Here is an 18,672-nt window from a genome sequence, read left to right as displayed (position 1 = left end):
GCGGCGGGGCGTACCCGGGTGGGGCGTACTGCGGCGGCGCGGCGTACCCCTGCGGGTGTGGTCCGGGCGGCGGCGCGACGCCGCCGGCGGCGGGCTGAGGCCCACCGACCGGCGGCGTCGGGTACGACGGAGGCTGCGTCACGCTCGCAAGTGTTACAGGTTGCCGCGGGCTTCCTGCTCCCGCTCGATCGCCTGGAAGAGCGCCTTGAAGTTGCCCTTGCCGAAGCCCAGCGAGCCGTGCCGCTCGATCAGCTCGAAGAAGACCGTGGGACGGTCCTGCACCGGCTTGGTGAAGATCTGGAGCAGGTAGCCGTCCTCGTCCCGGTCGACCAGGATCTTGCGGGCCTTCAGCTCCTCGATCGGCACCCGCACCTTGCCGATGCGGGCGCGCAGCTCCGGGTCCTCGTAGTACGAGTCCGGGGTGTCCAGGAACTCCACGCCGGCGGCCCGCATCGCGTCGACGCTGGCCAGGATGTCGTTGGTGGCGACGGCGATGTGCTGCGCACCCGGGCCCTGGTAGAACTCCAGGTACTCGTCGATCTGGGACTTCTTGCGGGCGATCGCCGGCTCGTTGAGAGGGAACTTCACCTTGCGGGTGCCGTTCGCCACGACCTTGCTCATCAGCGCCGAGTAGTCGGTGGCGATGTCGTCGCCGACGAACTCCGCCATGTTGGAGAAGCCCATCACCCGCTTGTAGAACTCGACCCACTCGTCCATCCGGCCCAATTCCACATTGCCGACCACGTGGTCGACGGCCTGGAAGAAGCGCTTCGGCTGGATGCCGGCGTCGATCATCGGCTGCCGGTCCACGATCGGGCCCCGGGCCACGAAGCCGGGCAGGAACGGGCCGGTGTAGCGGGACCGGTCGACCAGCGTGTGCCGGGTGTCGCCGTACGCGGCGATGGCGGCCATCCGGACGGTGCCGTGCTCGTCGGTCACCTCGTGCGGCTCGACGACGCTGGCGGCGCCCTGCGCGACGGCGTGCGCGTACGCGGCGTCGACGTCCGGGACCTCCAGCGCGATGTCGCTGATCCCGTCGCTGTGCCGGGCCACGTGCTCGGCGCCGTCCGCGTCCGGGCGCACCATGCCGGTCAGGACGAACCGGGCCGAGCCGCTGGTCAGCACGTACTGGGCGTGGTCCCGGTAGCCCTGCTCGGGGCCGCGGTACGCCACGCAGGTCATGCCGAAGGCGGTGGAGTAGTAGTGGGCGGCCTGCTTGGCGTTGCCGACCAGGAAGTGCACGTGGTCGAGGCCCCGGACCGGGAACGGGTCGTGGCTGATGTCGTGGTCGACAGCGCCGACGAGCCGGTCGACGTCGACGTCCTCGGTCGACTGGGGTCGGTCGATCGCCTGGGTCATGATGGGCTCCCTCGCGTACCGGCCGGCCCTGTGGGCCGCCGTGGTCGGTTCTTGTGGCGAGGATCGCTGCCCCGGCGTCGAGTGGGCAACTGTTGCCAGAAATGCTGGTCAGGTTGCGCATTCGGTATGGTCTTCACTCATGAATGGTGAGCAGAATGTACAGCTCGACGCGCTGGACGTGCGCTTGATCGAACTGCTCGCCGAGGAGCCGCGGATCGGGGTGCTGGAGTGCTCCCGGCGGCTCGGGGTGGCCCGGGGCACAGTGCAGGCGAGGCTGGACAAGCTCGTCGAGCGGCGGGTCATCGAGGGCTTCGGCCCCGAGATCGCGCCGGCCGCCATCGGGTTCGGGGTGACCAGCTTCGTCACCCTGGAGATCAGTCAGCGGCACGGCCACGACCCGGTCACCGCTCACCTCGCCGCCATCCCCGAGGTGCTGGAGGCGCACACCATCACCGGCTCCAGCGACCTGCTCTGCCGGATCGTGGCCCGCTCCAACACCGACCTGCAACGGGTCATCGACCAGATCGTCTCGTCCGCCGGCATCACCCGCGCCTCGACGATCATCGCGCTGGCCGAGCAGATTCCCTACCGCACGCTTCCGCTGGTGCGCAGTGCTGTTCGGGCCGAGGGAAGGGTGCTCTAACACCTCCGAGCGCAGAAAGCGCGGCGACACGGCGGCGCGAGCGTACGGAAGATCCGTGATCGTGGCTACGGTGTGCGGGTGGCGAAGGGGAGCGTGCGCGGTGGGCTGCTGCTCGGCCTCGCCGTGGTCGTCGCGCTCGCCGCCACCGGCGTGTGGAACCCGTTCCCCGGCCTGTGGGACTGGGTGGACCGCAGCGAACCCATCTCCGAGCCCGACGTGGTCTGGCAGCAACGGGTCGGCGGCACTCCGCGCAGCGTGACCATCGCCGGCGACGCCGTCGTGGTCGAGCAGCGCACCCGGGTCGAGGCTCGCAGCCTGGCCACCGGTGCCCAGCTCTGGGAGCGCAAGGCGGACTGGGCGGCGGTCGCCGGCGGCGACCGCGACCCGGTCGTGGCCGTGGGCAAGCTCCTGGTCAAGGGGTACGAGCTGCTCGATCCGACGACCGGGGTGACCCGGCGGCGTGACGATGACGCGGTGGCCGTCTGGACTTACCGCAACCTGCTCCTCGACGCCAGGTGCACGGACGCCACCGACTGCACCCTGAGCGCGTGGGACCCGCGTGGCACCGCGCCGCTCTGGACGGCCTTCCTGCCCGGGGTGCACAGCGGCCTGCTCGCCGACAACCCGGGTCTGCGCGGCACCCGCCGGCTCACCGCCACCCGGATCGACGACGGCGTGGCCGGGGCGGAGGCCGCGCCACCGCTGCTCGGCTTCCCGGTCGACGGTCGGGTCCACGTGGTCGACACCGCCACCGGCCGGGTGCTGCAGAACGTCGAGCCCGGCCGGGAGGAACGGCTCTCCGTGGTGGGCGGCCGGCTACTGCGGATCACCGCCCGCTCCCAGGACGGCACCTGTTACTTCACCATCTCCGCACGGGACTCGGCGACGGGGCAGGAGGCCTGGCAGCAGGCCGGCATCAACCTGCGCACCGCCGACTCCGCCGGCTGCGTGCAACGCGAGGACCCGCAGGGTGCGCGGAACGTGCTGATCGGCGTCGCCCCGGACGGCCGCGAGGCGGTGATCGACGGGTACGACGGCCGGCTGCTCTGGGTCGGTGAGCGGGGTACCAAGCTGATCGCGGTGGACGATCGTTCGGCGGTGTTCCGGGCCGCCGACAAGCGCTCGGTGATCGCCCGTGAGCTGGGCACCGAGAAGGTGCTCTGGACGCGACAGGCCAGCGGCAAGGCCGGGGCGGCGCTCACCCCGTACGCGGCTGTGGTGGCCGACGAGAAGCCGTCCCGGCTGGCAGCACTGGACCCGCGCACCGGCCGGGAGTTGGCCGTCCTGCGCACCTCGGCGAACGCCCTCGCCATCGGGTCACAGGGCATGATCATCGGAGAGGGGCGGGAGATCGGGTACGTCCGCTTCGGCGCGTCCGGAAGCTCGCCCACCAGACCACCCGGCGACGGTGGGAATCCCGGACCGGGCGGCCCCGGCCCCGGCGGGCCGAACAACGGCGACTGCGGGCCGAAGGGGGAACTCTGCCCCGACCCGGGCGGCGGCAAGGACGGCTGAGCGGGCCGTTCGCCCGGTGGATGAGAGCGACGTCCCAGCACCCGCCCGGCGGGTGGGAGTGATCGACCGGTCTGCCCTAGGCTTGCCGCTCATGAGCAGTGCCGCCGCATTCTCGTACGCCCCTCTGCTGCCGACCGGCCCGGACCAGACGGACTATCGCCTGGTCACCGACGAGGGCGTGGACGTCGTACACGGCCCGGGAGGCCGTCGGTTCCTCACCGTGGAGCCGGCCGCGCTCACCGCGCTGACCGCCGAGGCGATGCACGACATCGCGCACTTCCTGCGCCCCGCGCACCTGGCGCAGCTCCGGGCGATCATCGACGACCCGGCCGCCTCGCCGAACGACCGGTTCGTCGCGCTGGACCTGCTGCGCAACGCCAACATCGCCGCAGGTGGTGTCCTGCCCATGTGCCAGGACACCGGCACCGCCATCGTGATGGGCAAACGCGGTCGGCACGTGCTGACCGACGGTGCCGACGCGGAGGCCATCTCCCGGGGCGTCTACCAGGCGTACACCAGGCTCAACCTGCGCTACTCCCAGCTCGCCCCGCTGACCATGTGGGACGAGCGGAACACCGGCAGCAACCTGCCCGCCCAGGTGGACCTGTACGCCGAGGACCCGGACGGGCACCCGGACGCGTACAAGTTCCTCTTCATGGCCAAGGGTGGTGGCTCGGCCAACAAGTCGTACCTCTACCAGGAGACGAAGGCGCTGCTCAATCCAACGCGGATGATGCAGTTCCTGGAGGAGAAGCTGCGGCTGATCGGCACCGCCGCCTGCCCGCCGTACCACCTGGCCATCGTCATCGGCGGCACCTCCGCCGAGTACGCGCTGAAGACCGCGAAGTACGCCAGCGCCAAGTACCTCGACGCGCTGCCGACCTCGGGTTCGATGAGCGCGCACGGCTTCCGCGACCTGGAGCTGGAGGCGGAGGTGCTGGAGCTGACCCGCAACTTCGGCATCGGGGCGCAGTTCGGTGGGCGGTACTTCTGCCACGACGTACGGGTGGTCCGGTTGCCCCGGCACGGTGCGTCCTGCCCGGTGGCGATCGCCGTCTCCTGCTCGGCGGACCGCCAGGCCGTCGCCAAGATCACCCCGTCGGGCGTGTGGCTGGAGCGGCTCGAAACCGACCCGGCGCGGTTCCTGCCCGACGTCACCGACGATTCGCTCGACGCCGAGCTGGTGGTCCGGGTCGACCTGAACCGGCCGATGGACGAGATCCGCGCGGAGCTGTCGAAGTACCCGGTGAAGACGCGCCTCTCGCTCTCCGGGCCGCTCGTGGTCGCCCGAGACATCGCCCACGCCAAGATCGCCGAGCGGTTGGACGCCGGTGAGCCGATGCCGCAGTACCTGCGTGACCACGCGGTCTACTACGCCGGCCCGGCGAAGACCCCCGAGGGGTACGCGTCCGGCTCCTTCGGCCCGACCACCGCCGGCCGGATGGACGCCTACGTGGAGAAGTTCCAGGCCGCCGGCGGCTCCCAGGTGATGCTGGCCAAGGGCAACCGGTCAGGTCAAGTGACCCGCTCCTGCCAGCAGCACGGCGGCTTCTACCTCGGCTCGATCGGCGGCCCCGCGGCCCGCCTCGCCCAGGACTGCATCAAGCACGTCGAGGTGCTCGAATACGCGGAGCTGGGCATGGAGGCGGTCTGGAAGATCGAGGTGGAGGACTTCCCCGCCTTCATCGTGGTCGACGACAAGGGCAACGACTTCTTCGCCGAGGTCACCAAGCCGGTGCTCACCGTCGGCCGCCGCTGACCCGACAGGTACGCGAACGGGCGCCGGGCGAACTCGCCCGGCGCCCGTTCTGTCGCCCGTGCTCTGCCGACATCGGTACGCCCGCCCCCTGGGGTGGGACGGTCGCACCGCCCCCGTCGGATGCCGTCACCGACAACTCGCAATGAGTGTGCGGTGCACCGCTGTCGATCCGCTCTCAGATCGCTATCGCCTGACCAAGGCGGTCCGTTACCGCCGGACTACTCTGCTGGAAGTTGCACCACTGACGCGGGAGAGCAGATGCGGTTCGGGATCCTGGGGCCCCTGCGGGTGGGCGGTGGCGAGTCCACTGTCACCGCGGGACGCGACCGGATCGTGCTCGCCCTGCTGCTGCTGCGGGCCGGCCGGCTCGTACCGGTCGACGAGCTGATCGACGCGGTCTGGGAGGAGCGCCCGCCGGCCACCGCCCGGGCCCAGTTGCAGACCTGCGTGTCGCGGTTGCGTCGCCGCTTCACCGAGCTGGGGCTCGCCCCGGAGACCATCATCACCGACCCGGTCGGATACGGCGTCCGCACCGCCCCGAACGACCTGGACGCCGAGGTTTTCACCCGTACCGTCGAAGCGGCCCGTGCCGCTGTCACCGCCGGACGGCTGGCCGAGGCCAGTGAGCGGTTCCGCATCGCGCTGGCACTGTGGCGGGGGCCGGCGCTCGGCGGCATCCCGAGCCGCAGCGTGCGCCGCCGGGCGCAGACGCTCGATGAGCAGCGCCTCACCGCGCTGGAGGAGTGCGTCGACGTCGAGCTGCGCCTCGGGCAGGCCGCGGAGCTGATCGAGGAGCTGACCGACAGCGTCGACCAGCATCCACTGCGGGAGCGTCTGCGCGGCCAACTGATGCTCGCGCTGTCCTCGGTCGGCCGGCAGGCCGACGCGCTCGCCGCCTACCGGGAGGGTCGACGGTTCTACGCCGACGAGCTGGGCATCGAACCGGGCGCCGCGTTGCAGGAGCTGCACCAACGCGTACTCGCCGGCGACCTGGCCCTGGCCGGTCGGCCGGCCCCACCCGTCGGCCCGGTTCGTTCGCTGCCCCGGGCGATCGGGGATTTCATCGGTCGGCAGGAGACGATGGCCCGTCTGGTCAAGGAGATTGAGGAGGACGGCACCCGCATCCAGGTGGTCGACGGGATGCCGGGAAGCGGCAAGACCACGCTCGCCGTGCACGTCGCTACCGCGCTCGCCGACAGATATCCCGACGCCCAGCTCTTCATCGACCTGCACGGGCACAGTGAACGCCGACCGTTGACACCGGCCACGGCCGTGGCCGCCCTCCTGCGCCAACTCGGGGTGCCAGCGGAGCGGGTGCCGGAGAACCTGGACGACCGGTTGGCGCTCTGGCGGATCGAGCTGGCCGGCCGCCGCGCGTTGGTGGTGCTGGACAACGCGGCCAGCGCCGAACAGGTGGCACCGCTGCTGCCCAACGGCTCGCAGAGCCTGGTCCTCATCACCAGTCGTCGCCGGTTGATCGGGCTTGACGAGGGCCGGCCGTCGTCCTTGCCGGTTCTCGACCCCGACGAGGCGATCGAGCTGCTCGGCCGGGTGGCCGGGATGGAGAGGATCGCCTCCGAGCCGGAGGCGGCGGCGGAGGTGGCGCGTCGCTGCGGGCACCTGCCGCTTGCTATCCGGCTGGCCGGCGCACGGCTGGCGCACCGGCCGCGCTGGCGGGTCGCCGACCTGGCCGAGCGACTGGTCGCCGGGGCGGGCCCGCTGGCCGAGCTGACCGCCGGGCAGCGCTCGGTGGGGCAGGCGTTCGCCCTGTCGTACGCGCAGGTCTCACCGTCGGCGCAGCGGCTGTTTCCGCTGCTCGGCCTGTACCCGACCGGACGCTTCGACGGTCGGGTGGCCGCAGCCCTCGTCGACCTGCCCCTGGCCGACACCCAGGAGCAGCTGGACGAGTTGGTCGACGCGCATCTGGTGGAGGAGGTGCAGCCGGGTCGGTACCGGTTGCACGATCTGCTCCGCGATTACGCTCGGCTGCTGCTCGCCGGCCCGGAGCGGCAGACCGAGCGCCGCGCCGCCGTGGAGCGGCTGTTGGATCACCACCTGTCGGTCATGTTGGCGATCGCCCGGGCGGTCGAGGCCGCGGGCAGTCGTCGCAACATCCCCGAGCGCACGCCCAGCCGACCCGACCTGTTGGCTGGTCCGGTGGCCGAGGGGCGGGCGTGGTTCGAGGAGAACCACGTAGCGCTCACCGCCCTGGTTCGGAAGGCCGAGGAGGAGGACTTCGCGGTTCAGTGCTGGCAGCTGGCCCGGGCCTGCTGGCGGCTCAACTTCGAGGGTGGGCACCTCGACGAGCTGATCGAGACTCACACGATCGGGCTTAGGGTCGCCGAGCGGCTGGGCGACGAGGCGGCCTCCGCCACCATGCTGAACTATCTCTCGTCGGCGTACTTCCGGCTGGCCCGCTTTCCGGAGGCGATCAGCGCGATGGAGGTGGCGCTCACGGTGCGCCGTCGGCTCGGACTACACGGCGACACGCTCAGCACGCTCTGGAACCTGGGCGTCTCCTACGCCGCGAACGGTGACCACCGGCTGGGTAAGGCGAAGTTCGACGAGGCATTCGGCATGATTCGGGGCCCGGCCGACATCCATTCACTGACCAATCTGTTGAACAACCTGTCCTACGCGTTGATCGCCTGGGGCCGGTACGACGAGTCGCTGCGCCTGGCCCGGCTGCACGTCCTGCTGGCCCGGCAGGCGAGGGACCACCGGCAGATCGAAAACGCGGTGGGGCACCTCGCCATGGTCCGGCATCGAATGGGTCACCTGGGCCCCGCCCGCCGTCTGCTGCGGACGGCGTTGTACCTCAAACGCCGGGCCAGCAATCGATTCGGGGAGGGGGAGGTGCTCAACGAGATCGGCGTGATGGAGCGTGTCGCCGGACAGCCGGATCGTGCCGCCGCCCTGCACCGGGACGCGCTGGTGGCGATGGTGGATGCCGGCGACCGCATCGGTCAGTGCGCCTCCCGTAACCTGCTGGCCCGGGCGATCCTGGAGCAGGGCGACGCCGCCAGCGCGCTCGACCTGCACCGCCGGGTGCTCGCCGACGCCAGCCGGCTCGGTGCCCGCTACGAGAAGGCACGGGCGTTGGAGGGCATCGCCCGCTGCGTACTGGCCACGGATCCGTCGGCGGCCCGCACGCACCTGGAACAGGCGCTGGCGCTGTTCCGGCAGGTCGAGTCGCCCGATCAGCACGAGGTGGAGCGGCTGCTGGCCGAGTTGGGCTGACGGATCATCTGCGAGTCGGCCACGGGCGCGGCAGGATGGTACGCGTGACGACTCCAGAGGCGACCGGTTACCGCATCGAACGCGACTCGATGGGCGAGGTGGAGGTGCCCGCCGAGGCGCTGTGGCGGGCGCAGACCCAGCGCGCGGTGCAGAATTTCCCGATTTCCGGCCGGGGCCTGGAACCGGCCCAGATCAAGGCCCTCGCCCAGATCAAGGGTGCCGCGGCCGAGGTCAACGGCGAGCTGGGCGTGATCGACGCCAACGTGGCCGCCGCGATCGCCGCCGCCGCCGCGCACGTGGCCGACGGTGGTTACGACGACCAGTTCCCGGTGGACGTGTTCCAGACCGGCTCCGGCACCTCGTCGAACATGAACACCAACGAGGTGATCGCGACCCTGGCCAGCCGGGAGCTGGGCTCACCGGTGCACCCGAACGACCACGTCAACGCCTCCCAGTCGAGCAACGACGTCTTCCCGTCCTCGATCCACCTGGCGGCCACCCAGTTCATCGTCGAAGACCTGCTGCCGTCGCTGGCCCACCTGGCGTCGGCGTTGGAGGCCAAGGCAGCCGAGTTCGAGACCGTGGTCAAGGCCGGGCGTACCCACCTGATGGACGCCACCCCGGTCACCCTCGGCCAGGAGTTCGGCGGGTACGCCGCCCAGGTCCGTTACGGGATCGAACGGCTGGAGGGCGCGCTGCCCCGACTGGCCGAGCTGCCGCTGGGCGGCACCGCTGTCGGCACCGGGATCAACACCCCGCTCGGCTTCGCCGCCGCCGTGATCGACAAGCTGCGCGAGTCGACCGGGTTGCCACTGAGCGAGGCGCGTAACCACTTCGAGGCGCAGGGCGCGCGGGACGCGCTGGTGGAGACGTCGGGGCAGCTGAGGACCGTGGCGATCGGCCTCTACAAGATCGCCAACGACATCCGCTGGATGGGCTCCGGCCCCCGCGCCGGTCTGCGCGAACTGCGTATCCCGGACCTCCAGCCCGGCTCGTCGATCATGCCCGGCAAGGTCAACCCGGTGGTCGCCGAGGCGATGCGGCAGGTCTGCGCCCAGGTGATCGGCAACGACGCGACCGTCGGGTTCGCCGGCTCCCAGGGCGACTTCGAGCTGAACGTGATGCTCCCGGTGATGGGCCGCAACCTGCTGGAGTCGATCCGGCTGCTCTCCGCGGTGAGCCGGCTCTTCGCCGACCGGCTGGTGGTCGGCCTGGTCGCGGACGCCGAGGTCTGCCTGGCGTACGCCGAGGGATCACCGTCGATCGTCACCCCACTCAACCGCTACCTGGGGTACGACGAGGCCGCGTCGATCGCCAAGGAGGCGCTGGCCAAGCAGACCTCGATCCGCGAGGTGGTCATCTCCCGGGGTCACGTCGACTCCGGGAAGCTCACCGAGACCCAGCTGGACGAGACGTTGGACCTGCTCCGGATGACCCACCCCTGACCCGGTTCGCCTGCCCTGGTCAGGGTAGGTGCCGTGGTCTCGCCCAGCCGAGGAAGCGGGTGAAGAGCGCGGCAGGGTCGGGGCCGTCGTGCGGGTTGAGTCGGTACAGGTCGGCAGCGGCCTCGTGCAGGACCATGCACAGGTAGATGCTCAACCCGATGCGGTCGTGCGCGTACTCCTGGCGCAGGGTGAGTCGGGCGACCGGGCACGGCCAGGGCGCGGCGCAGACCCGGCAGAGCCAGAGCGGGCGCAGCGGCAGGTGCGGTCGACGTGGTGTCGTCGCGCGGCCGTCCGGGGCGGTCCGGGACATGCGGCGGCCTTCCTTTCGACCTGAATCGTTTGTGGCATCACCACGCCCCCGCTCGCCCTGGGCCGGCCTGCCCCAAGATCGTGCTCGATCCTGGATGTAGTGGCTTCCGCACGCCAGGACCCCACTCTTTCCACGATCGAGCACGATCTTGCGTGGTCGGTCGGGGCTGCCGGCGGGGTCCAGTGGCCGCAGTGGTCGGTCGGGTGGTGGGCGGGGTTGGGTGCTGAGCGCGGCTGGAATGGTGGGCGTGGTCGCCCGGGTCGCCCGGGGTGGCCGGGGTGGCCAGGGCTGCCGCTTGGCCGGGGTGGCCGGCGTGCGCGTGGTCGGGGATGTCTCGGGCGGATGCTTTGGACCTGACTCGTTTGTGGCATCGCCTCCGCTTGTCCTGGTGGGTGCGTTCTGGTCGTGGCTTGCTCCGGTGTGGCTCGGTCGGGCTGTGGCTTGCTCGGGCCGTGGCTTGCTCCGGTGTGGCTCGGTCGGGCTGTGGCTTGCTCGGGCCGTGGCTTGCTCCGGTGTGGCTCGGTCCGGTGTGGCTCGGTCCGGCTGTGGCTGTCTGGGAGGTGGGACCGCCCGGCGCGGGGGAGCGGGCGGTCCCGTGCGGTGCCGGCAGATCCCGGGGGACGGGGAGCGGCGCCGCGCTTCACAGTCTGGTGATCAGGCGACTACGGTCGGAAGGGTTTGGCCGCGTCGTCATAGTCGCCCTGTTTTGGGTGGCACCGCCGCTGGCGGCCGGCTGGAAATGATCGTCGGCGGGGTGGAGGGCGGGCACGGCATGGCCGATGGACAGATGACGGCGGCGGCGTTCCTGATCGCGGAGCTGCGGCGGGCGCGAGTCCGGCGCGGCTGGAGCCAGGACGAGCTGGCCAAGGCGGTCAACTACTCGGCGTCCATGGTCAGCGCCGTCGAGCTGGGGCAGCAGCCGCCCACTGCCAAGTACCTGGAACTCGTCGACCGCGCCCTGGACACCGGCGGCCTCTTCGGCCGGATGTCCACCGAACTGGTCAGTCTGGACAAGGCTCAGGTCTGGCTGCGCGGCTGGCGTGCGATCCTCGCGGAGGCACGGGCACTGCGATGGTTCGACCCGCTGCATGTCCCTGGGCTACTGCAGACCGAGGGCTATGCCCGTGCCATCTTCGAGTCGGACCGACTGCTCGATGCCGATGAGGTCGAGCGTCGACTGACGGACCGGATGGACAGTCAGCGGGTTCTCTACGGGGATCGCCCGCCGCACGTCGTCGCGGTGCTTGACGAGTCGGTGCTGAGGCGACGCGTCGGCGGCCGGAAGGTCATGTGCGAGCAGTCTCTGCACCTGGCGCGCTTGGCGACCGAGCATCCGCGGGTTGAGCTCCATGTGGTGCCTCGTTCGGCTGAGGAGTATCCCGGCCTGAACGGGCCGTTCATTCTCGCCACCGTGGCTGACCATAGCGATCTTGCCTACCTCGGTGGCCAGATCGGCGGCCAAGAACTCGATCGGCCTGCGGATCTGTTGCGTCTACAACGGACCTGGGAAGCTACCCTCGGGCAGGCGTTGCCACCGCAGGAGTCGATCGAGTTGCTGAGGGAAGTGGCAGAGTCGTGGAGTTGACCGGAGCCCGGTGGCGTAAGAGCAGCCGGAGTGGTTCCAACGACCAGTGCGTCGAGGTGGCGACGAATCTCGGGGACGTGGTCGGGGTGCGAGACAGTAAGGACTCGGACGGACCCGTGCTCGTTGTCGACGCGTACTCCTGGCGGCTCTTCGTGGTCGCGCCCCCGCGCTGACCCGACCGCCTCGCCCGCGACGGCGGTCGGGTTTCCGAGCACCTGGCCCTGATAAACGGCTCGACGAGGCCCTGAGCAGGACGGATGATCCGGGCCATGGGTGATGATGGCGCGCGTGTGCCGGCGGGGACCGATCGGCTGCGGTTGCGGCGGCTGACCATGGCCGACGTGGACGTGCTGGTCGAGTTGGACAGCGACCCCGAGGTGATGCGTTTCCTCACCGGGGGCGTCGCGACCCCGCTGGCCACCGTGCGCGGCGAGCAGTTGCCGAGGCTGCTGGCCCAGTACGAGAGGTGTCCCGGGCTGGGTCGGTGGGCGGCGCATGATCGGCAGTCCGGAGAGTTCCTGGGTTGGTTCGCGTTGGACCCGTCGGCCGACGGCACCGAGGCCGAGTTGGGCTATCGGCTGCGCCGCTCGACGTGGGGGCGAGGGCTGGCCACCGAGGGGTCGCGGGCGCTGGTCCGGTACGCCTTCGACACCGTCGGGGTGCGTCGGGTCTGGGCCGAGACGATGACTGTCAACGAACGCTCCCGGCGGGTGATGGTGAAGGCCGGGCTGCACTACGTGCGGACCTTCCACCTCCAGTGGGACGATCCGATTCCGGGCACCGAGCAGGGCGAGGTGGAGTACGAGGTGCGGGCCGAGGAGTGGGCGACCGTCGGTCAGGAGCGGCCGGCGGCCCGGCGGGCGCGGTAGGCGGTCACCGCGGCACGGTTGCCGCACCCGGCCTCGCAGAACCGACGGGACCGGTTGCGGGACAGGTCGACCACGACGTTGTCGCAATCCGGGTATTCGCAGATCCGCAAACGGCTCAGCTCGCCGGTACGGACCAGGTCGGCCATCGCCATGGCGGCCTCGACCGCGATCCGGGTGGCCAGCGGCGCGTCGCGGGGAACGGCGTGCAGGTGGTACGGCTCGTCGTCGTGCTCGATGAGCTGGGGCAGCGCCTTGTGTTCCAGCAGCAGGCCGTTGACCACCGCGACGATCTCGGGTGGTTCCGCGTGCCAGATGCGGCGCAGTTGGGGCCGCAGCTCCCGCACGGCGCGCAGCTCGGCCTCGGTGTGCTCGTGACGGCCGCTGTAGGAGTGGCGGACGAAGAACGCGTCCAGCGCCGCGATGTCGGGCAGCAACTCACCGTCCCGACCTGCGGTGTTGACCAGCGCCGCGGCGGCGATCAGCGAACACTCGGTGTCATGAGCGAATAGCAACTTGACTCCTGTCACGGCTTCCGCCTAGCGTCATCAGTACAAGGATAGTTTGCTCATGACACGGTGCCCATCCGGAGGAGCGCGACATGCACTCACGATCTGCTGCCGGCGTCGGGTTGGCGCTGCTCGCCGCAGTCACCTTCGCCACCTCCGGAACCTTCGCCCGTTCGCTCATCGAGGCCGGCTGGTCAGCCGAGTCCGCGGTGATCGCCCGCGTCGGCGTGGCCGCCCTGGTGCTGGCGATCCCCGCCCTGCTGTCGCTGCGGGGCAAATGGGACGTGCTGCGAAGCAACGCCGCGACCATCGGGCTGTTCGGGCTCCTCGGGGTGGCGGTGGCCCAGGTGTGCTTCTTCAACGCCGTGCGCTACCTGCCGGTCGGAGTCGCGCTGCTGCTGGAATACCTGGGCATCATCCTCGTCGTGGTCTGGATGTGGCTGCGGCACGGGCAGCCGCCCCGCCGGCTCACCATCGCCGGGTCGGTGGCCGCGCTGGCCGGGCTGACGTTCGTGCTCGACCTCGCCGGCACCGCCGACTTCCACCCGGTGGGCGTGCTCTGGGGGCTGGGCGCGGCGTTCGGCCTGGCCGGATACTTCGTGCTCGCCGGCCGGGTCGACCCCCGGCTGCCCTCGGTCGCCATGGCCAGCGGCGGAATGGCCGTCGGCGCCGCCGTGCTGCTCCTCATCGGGCTGACCGGCCTGCTGCCGCTGCACGCCACCTTCGGAGAGGTCACCTTCGCCGGGCAGTCCACCAGCTGGTTGGTGCCCATCGCCGGGCTGTCGCTGGTGGCCGCCGTCATCGCGTACCTCGCCGGCATCGCCGGCACCCGGATCCTCGGGCCGCGCCTGTCGTCGTTCGTCGGCCTGACCGAGGTGCTCTTCGCGGTGCTGATCGCCTGGCTGTTCCTGAACGAGCTGCCCACCGGCTGGCAGTTGTTCGGCGGTGCGCTGATCATCGCCGGCGTCGCCCTGGTACGCCTTGACGAGCTGCGCGGGTCGCCCTCGACGCCCGCGCCGGCCACACCCGAGCCCGAGCTGGCGCTCGACGGTCGGTGAGGTTTGGCGGTCGGGGTGCTCCTGACGGTCGGCGCTTGTCGGTAGGCCGTGGCCTCGGCGGTCAGTGAGGATCCGCTGGTGGTGAGAGGGTGGGTGTCGTGCTGACCACTGTGGTGTTCGATGCTGACGAGACGCTGTTGGACCTGCGTCCGGCGGTTACGGGCGGGCTTGTGGCGGTCCTCGACGAGATGCGGCGACGCACAACTGCGGCGGCCGGGGTAACGCTCGCCGAACTGGAGTCGGACTGGGGCGCGGTCTTCGGCGAGCTGAGCGCCGCCCCGGTGGCGGAGATCCGGCGCGCCGCACTGGCCCGGTCGCTGGCCCGCGCCGCGCTGGTCCACCACCTGGACGAGATCGTGGACCTCTTCTTCGCCGAGCGCTTCGCTCTCACCCGACCGTTTCCGGACGTACCACCGGCGCTGGCCACGCTGCGTGGTCGGTACACGCTGGGCTTCGCCACCAACGGCAACAGTCGCGCCGAACGGTGTGGGCTCGTCGGTGAGTTCGCCTTCGAGCTGTACGCGCACGAGAACGGCCTGCCCAAGAAGCCGGCCCCGGAGTTCTACGCCGCGGTGGTCGCGGCGGCCGGCGTGCCAGCCGGGCAGATCGTGTACGTCGGCGACTCGTGGGAGCACGACGTGGTGGCGCCTCGGCGGGCCGGCCTGCGATCGGTGTGGCTGAACCGGCTCGGCCTGCCTCGCCCCCTCGGCTGCCCGCCCGACGCCGAAGTCTCCAGCATGGCCGACCTGCCGGCCGCGCTGGCGAATCTGGGTGTCGACGCCGTAGGTGTGTAGGTCGAGGCGGCGGCCTGGGCCTGTGTGGCCTGGGCCTGGTGTGGCCTGGGCCTGTGTGGCCGGGGTGCGGTTCGAACTGGCGGGATTCACGGCCGTAACGGGCGTTCAACTGGCGTAATCGGGATCGTTGATGTGTGATGGCTGACACGTCCCTCAACGAGAGGATCCGATGTGGTGAGCAAGCGCTTCACCGCCCGTACGGTCGCGACCGCGGCTGTGCTGGCACTTACGGCTACGGGGTTGGGTGTGCCGGCCAACGCCGCGCCGAGCGACTCCCGGACCTTCACCGTCGTCGCCGAGGATGGCGTCGCCACCGACACGGCCGTCGCCGCGATCCGGGCAGCTGGCGGCACGGTGCTGTCCCGGTCCGAAGAGGTCGGCATGTTCCAGGTCAGCAGCGACCGGGCCGACTTCGCGGCGAGGGCGACCGCGGCACCGACGCTGATCGGCGCCGCCGAGCAGAAGGCCATCGGCCGCAAGCCGAAGCTGGACCGGGTCGAGCAGGAGCACCTGCCGGCCGCTGCCGGTGCTCGTGCCGATGCCGCCGGTGCTGCCAAGAAGGGCGCCAAGCTCGACCCGCTCGATGACAAGCTGTGGGGCCTGGAGATGATCCGGGCCGACAAGGCCCGCAAGATCGAGCCGGGCGACCGTCGGGTGACCGTCGGCGTCCTGGACACCGGCGTCGACGCCAGCAACCCGGACATCGCGCCGAACTTCAACTGGTCGCTCTCGCGTAACTTCGCGCCCGACATGACCGATGTGGACGGCCCCTGCGAGGTGCCGAGCTGCCTCGACCCGGTCGGCACCGACGACGGCGGGCACGGCACCCACGTAGCCGGCACCATCGGCGCCGCGGCCAACGGCTTCGGTCTCTCCGGCGTCGCCCCGAACGTCTCGCTGGTCGAGCTCAAGGGCGGCCAGGACTCCGGCTACTTCTTCCTCGACCCGGTCGTCAACGCCCTGGTCTACGCCGGCCGGTCCGGGATCGACGTGGTCAACATGTCGTTCTACGTCGACCCGTGGCTCTACAACTGCACCGCCAACCCGGCCGACTCGCCAGAGGACCAGGCCGAGCAGCGGGCAATCATCAAGGCGATGAAGCGGGCGCTGGTCTTCGCGCACAACAAGGGCGTCACCCTCGTCGGTGCGCTCGGCAACAACAACGAGGACCTGGGTGCACCGCGCACCGACACCACGAGCCCTGACTACGGCGCAGACCCGTATGACCGACCAATCGACAACGAGAGCTGCTGGGACCTCCCCACCGAGGGCCCGCACGTGATCGGTGTGTCGTCGGTCGGCCCGTCCGGCAAGAAAGCGGACTTCTCCAACTACGGCACCGAGCAGATCTCGGTCGCCGCGCCCGGTGGATTCGCGCGGGACGGCTTCGGGACCCCGACGTACAACACCCCCGGTAACCGGATCCTCTCCAGCTACCCGCTGAAGGTGCTCCAGGAGGAGCCTATCTCCCTCACCATCCCGGACCCCAAGGTGGACGCGGACGGCAACATCGACCCGCGCGTCGCCACGAGCGTGTTCAAGCAGTGCAAGGCCAACGGCGAGTGCGGGTACTACACGTACCTGCAGGGCACCTCGATGGCCTCCCCGCACGCCGCCGGTGTCGCCGCGCTGATCGTCAGCCGGTACGGCAAGGCGCAGGGTCGGACTGGCTTCGGCATGTCGCCGGACCTGGTCGAGCAGCACCTCTACCGCACGGCAGCCGAGCACGCGTGCCCGGAGCCGCGCCTCCAGCAGTACCGCAACGAGGGCCGGGACGAGACCTACGACGCGTACTGCGCCGGTGGGGTCAACTTCAACGGCTTCTACGGCTACGGGATCGTCGACGCCTATGCGGCGGTGAAGACCCCGCTCAAGCCGAACGCCCGCCCGTAGCGCACGTCGCACTGCGGTGGCCCAACCGCCACCGTCCTCCGGGGCCCGGTCGACACCTCGTCGACCGGGCCCCGGCTCGTCCAGGCCTGTTGTCACCAGCCGCCGCCCGGGATCCGGCTCGTCCAGGCCTGTTGTCACCAGCCGCCGCCCGGGATCCGGCTCGTCCAGGCGTGTTGTCACCAGCCGTCGCCCGGCGACACTCATGATCGACTCGGTTTTCTGCAAGGCGCGGTGTTGGTGCCTGAAGGACGGCGCGGTTTCCAGGAACCCGAGTTGATCCTGGTCATCTGGACGATCCCTGTCGCCAGCCGCGGCTGACCAGCGCGTCGCGTACCTCTCGGAGCACTGCCGGGAACTCGCCGTGCAGCCGGCGGCTGGTCACGTGCAGGACCAGCCAACCCGCGGCGACCAGCTGATTCAGCCGACGGCGGTCGCGGTGCAGCTGCTCTACGTCGGAGTGCCACTTCCCGTCGTACTCCACCGCTACCCGATATTGCGGCCAGGCCAGATCGGGGTGCAGAACAATGCCGGTGGGCATGCGTACCGGGTGTTGAACCGCTGGGCGTGGCAGCCCGCCCAGCACCAACCGCACGCGAAGCTGTGACTCCGGAGGAGATTCAGCTCCGCCGTCGGCCAGGTCGAACACCCAGCGTGCTCGTCGCGCACCCGGACGGTCAGCATTGCCGGCAGCCATGGCGGCCAAGGTCTCGCGATCGGCCAGCCCCTGCCCGAGCAGCGAATCGACGATGGTGACCGCCCGGACGGGGTCGAGCCAGACAGCCGTCTCCCAGGCGGCCCGGCCGGGGTCGGATCGGGGGATTGGGAGGTCTTGCTCCCTGGGCCTGGACGGGCTGACCGCCGCCCACCCATCGCCTCGACCAGCCACCACCATGCCCCCTGCTCCGACGGACACGGCGGCCGGGCGGGACAGTTGCCGCGCTGGGCGTGGTGACATTCCTGTCGGTCGGATTGCGGCTGGCTGATGTCCTGGGGTCGGCGGACGGCTCGCGTTCGGTGGCCGGCCTGTCGGTCGTCGGGTGGTTGGCGCGGCGGGCTCAGAAGTTTCGTTCGCCGTGAGCGGGGTGATGGCGTTGACGTGCACGCGGAGGCCACGCTGTGGGCCTATCCGCAGCGGTCGGGGCACGAGGACGTGCACATCGTCGGTAAAGCTCGCGGCGTGTTGGACGCCGTGCAGGTAGGCGGCCGACGGGCCGCCGACCATCACGCCGGGCGGTAGCCGGAGGAGGGCGGCGCGACACGCGAGGGCGTGATCACGGTCCAGCCGCGAGTCGGCGTAGATGTCGTGGCGCAACCGCACCCAGGCAGAGTTGCGCAGCTGATGTTCGGTGAGCAGGCCGTCCCGGACAGCGTCGGAGCCGCGGAAGACCTGCCAGGCCAGGGCATCGGGGCGATGCGGACGTGGGGGCATGTCGAGCAGCCTGCCGACCACCGACTGGCCACCGAAACCCCTGTGGACAACCCGGCCCGCGCATGCCGCTGGACCTGTGGACAACCACGAATCCGCCTGCCGATCGTGCTATGGCAGCGGCCAGAACGGCCGACCAATCAGGCAGCAGAGCCGTCGACGGGCGATGATCCACTCGCGTTTCTGAAAGTCGGGCGGTCACCGGCCTCGGGATACCGCGACTTCCGTGAACCCGAGTTGATCACGCCACGGACGCGGGCCGGGGTGTCC

16 protein-coding genes are annotated in these 18,672 nt (G+C 70.7%); 12 read left to right on the top strand and 4 right to left on the bottom strand.

The annotated features are described in order from the left end of the window. Positions 1-153: 153 nt before the first annotated feature. A complete protein-coding gene (gene hppD, locus DLJ58_RS25320) occupies positions 154-1,359 on the bottom strand; it encodes a 4-hydroxyphenylpyruvate dioxygenase (RefSeq protein ID WP_124859940.1) in 1,206 nt (401 codons plus the stop codon). Between the two features lie 139 nt (positions 1,360-1,498). Here hppD and DLJ58_RS25315 point away from each other — a divergent pair, with 139 nt between their 5' ends. From DLJ58_RS25315 to DLJ58_RS25295, 5 genes are all read left to right on the top strand, one after another. After that, entirely contained in the window at positions 1,499-2,002 is a 504-nt protein-coding gene (locus DLJ58_RS25315) for an Lrp/AsnC family transcriptional regulator (protein WP_091403110.1), read from the top strand. A gap of 72 nt (positions 2,003-2,074) precedes the next feature. Further along, positions 2,075-3,517, top strand: a complete 1,443-nt coding sequence (locus DLJ58_RS25310) for an outer membrane protein assembly factor BamB family protein (RefSeq protein ID WP_425271345.1) — start codon at positions 2,075-2,077, stop codon at positions 3,515-3,517. Positions 3,518-3,608: 91 nt separating this feature from the next. Continuing rightward, on the top strand, positions 3,609-5,276 hold the full coding sequence (locus DLJ58_RS25305) for a fumarate hydratase (RefSeq protein WP_124859938.1): 1,668 nt from the start codon (positions 3,609-3,611) through the stop codon (positions 5,274-5,276). Positions 5,277-5,534: 258 nt separating this feature from the next. Further along, positions 5,535-8,516 carry an AfsR/SARP family transcriptional regulator gene (locus tag DLJ58_RS25300; RefSeq protein ID WP_124859936.1) on the top strand — a complete coding sequence of 994 codons (2,982 nt, stop codon included), beginning with the start codon at positions 5,535-5,537 and terminating at the stop codon, positions 8,514-8,516. A 35-nt stretch (positions 8,517-8,551) separates the two neighbouring features. Beyond that, on the top strand, positions 8,552-9,961 hold the full coding sequence (locus tag DLJ58_RS25295; protein ID WP_181518450.1) for a class II fumarate hydratase: 1,410 nt from the start codon (positions 8,552-8,554) through the stop codon (positions 9,959-9,961). 19 nt (positions 9,962-9,980) lie between these two features. On the opposite strand, the gene DLJ58_RS25290 is transcribed toward DLJ58_RS25295, so the two are convergent. Next, positions 9,981-10,271, bottom strand: coding sequence for a hypothetical protein (locus tag DLJ58_RS25290; protein ID WP_124859934.1), 291 nt, complete (start codon positions 10,269-10,271; stop codon positions 9,981-9,983). A gap of 772 nt (positions 10,272-11,043) precedes the next feature. On the opposite strand from DLJ58_RS25290, the gene DLJ58_RS25285 reads away from it, so the two are divergent. The 3 genes from DLJ58_RS25285 (at position 11,044) to DLJ58_RS25275 (ending at position 12,725) form a co-directional block, all read left to right on the top strand. After that, on the top strand, positions 11,044-11,856 hold the full coding sequence (locus DLJ58_RS25285; protein WP_124859944.1) for a helix-turn-helix domain-containing protein: 813 nt from the start codon (positions 11,044-11,046) through the stop codon (positions 11,854-11,856). After that, a complete protein-coding gene (locus DLJ58_RS25280) occupies positions 11,847-12,029 on the top strand; it encodes a DUF397 domain-containing protein (RefSeq protein ID WP_124859932.1) in 183 nt (60 codons plus the stop codon). Before DLJ58_RS25285 ends, DLJ58_RS25280 begins: the two co-directional genes overlap by 10 nt. Before the next feature lie 96 nt (positions 12,030-12,125). Continuing rightward, positions 12,126-12,725, top strand: coding sequence for a GNAT family N-acetyltransferase (locus tag DLJ58_RS25275; RefSeq protein ID WP_124859930.1), 600 nt, complete (start codon positions 12,126-12,128; stop codon positions 12,723-12,725). On the opposite strand, the gene DLJ58_RS25270 is transcribed toward DLJ58_RS25275, so the two are convergent. After that, positions 12,692-13,237 carry a CGNR zinc finger domain-containing protein gene (locus DLJ58_RS25270; RefSeq protein ID WP_112732758.1) on the bottom strand — a complete coding sequence of 182 codons (546 nt, stop codon included), beginning with the start codon at positions 13,235-13,237 and terminating at the stop codon, positions 12,692-12,694. The genes DLJ58_RS25275 and DLJ58_RS25270 overlap by 34 nt on opposite strands. An 86-nt stretch (positions 13,238-13,323) precedes the next feature. On the opposite strand from DLJ58_RS25270, the gene DLJ58_RS25265 reads away from it, so the two are divergent. The 3 genes from DLJ58_RS25265 to DLJ58_RS25255 all read left to right on the top strand — a co-directional run bounded on the left by DLJ58_RS25265 (position 13,324) and on the right by DLJ58_RS25255 (position 16,976). Further along, complete coding sequence (locus tag DLJ58_RS25265) at positions 13,324-14,289, top strand: EamA family transporter (protein ID WP_124859928.1); 966 nt, start codon at positions 13,324-13,326, stop codon at positions 14,287-14,289. Positions 14,290-14,387: 98 nt separating this feature from the next. After that, positions 14,388-15,083 carry an HAD family hydrolase gene (locus tag DLJ58_RS25260; protein ID WP_124859942.1) on the top strand — a complete coding sequence of 232 codons (696 nt, stop codon included), beginning with the start codon at positions 14,388-14,390 and terminating at the stop codon, positions 15,081-15,083. Positions 15,084-15,257: 174 nt separating this feature from the next. Continuing rightward, entirely contained in the window at positions 15,258-16,976 is a 1,719-nt protein-coding gene (locus DLJ58_RS25255; RefSeq protein ID WP_124859926.1) for a S8 family serine peptidase, read from the top strand. Positions 16,977-17,259: 283 nt separating this feature from the next. Here DLJ58_RS25255 and DLJ58_RS34685 read toward each other — a convergent pair whose 3' ends face one another. Then, a complete protein-coding gene (locus DLJ58_RS34685) occupies positions 17,260-17,514 on the bottom strand; it encodes an endonuclease domain-containing protein (RefSeq protein WP_244219119.1) in 255 nt (84 codons plus the stop codon). 801 nt (positions 17,515-18,315) lie between these two features. Here DLJ58_RS34685 and DLJ58_RS34310 point away from each other — a divergent pair. Further along, positions 18,316-18,672, top strand: a 357-nt coding sequence (locus tag DLJ58_RS34310; protein ID WP_208741326.1) for a hypothetical protein, incomplete at its 3' end; no start/stop codon positions are given.

The organism is Micromonospora arida, assembly GCF_003857035.1.
GTDB lineage: Bacteria > Actinomycetota > Actinomycetes > Mycobacteriales > Micromonosporaceae > Micromonospora > Micromonospora arida.
The sequence above is the reverse complement of the archived record's forward strand: the minus strand, read 5'-3'. Positions and strand labels throughout refer to the sequence as shown.

Excerpts from the sequence above, each read along its gene's own strand:
- DLJ58_RS25265 (WP_124859928.1), top strand. The coding sequence starts at position 13,324 with ATGCACTCACGATCTGCTGCCGGCGTCGGGTTGGCGCTGCTCGCCGCA.
- DLJ58_RS25295 (WP_181518450.1), top strand. The coding sequence starts at position 8,552 with ATGGTACGCGTGACGACTCCAGAGGCGACCGGTTACCGCATCGAACGC.
- DLJ58_RS25300 (WP_124859936.1), top strand. The coding sequence starts at position 5,535 with ATGCGGTTCGGGATCCTGGGGCCCCTGCGGGTGGGCGGTGGCGAGTCC.
- hppD (WP_124859940.1), bottom strand. The coding sequence starts at position 1,359 with ATGACCCAGGCGATCGACCGACCCCAGTCGACCGAGGACGTCGACGTC.
- DLJ58_RS34685 (WP_244219119.1), bottom strand. The coding sequence starts at position 17,514 with ATGCCCACCGGCATTGTTCTGCACCCCGATCTGGCCTGGCCGCAATAT.
- DLJ58_RS25315 (WP_091403110.1), top strand. The coding sequence starts at position 1,499 with ATGAATGGTGAGCAGAATGTACAGCTCGACGCGCTGGACGTGCGCTTG.
- DLJ58_RS25275 (WP_124859930.1), top strand. The coding sequence starts at position 12,126 with ATGGGTGATGATGGCGCGCGTGTGCCGGCGGGGACCGATCGGCTGCGG.
- DLJ58_RS25290 (WP_124859934.1), bottom strand. The coding sequence starts at position 10,271 with ATGTCCCGGACCGCCCCGGACGGCCGCGCGACGACACCACGTCGACCG.
- DLJ58_RS25305 (WP_124859938.1), top strand. The coding sequence starts at position 3,609 with ATGAGCAGTGCCGCCGCATTCTCGTACGCCCCTCTGCTGCCGACCGGC.
- DLJ58_RS25285 (WP_124859944.1), top strand. The coding sequence starts at position 11,044 with ATGGCCGATGGACAGATGACGGCGGCGGCGTTCCTGATCGCGGAGCTG.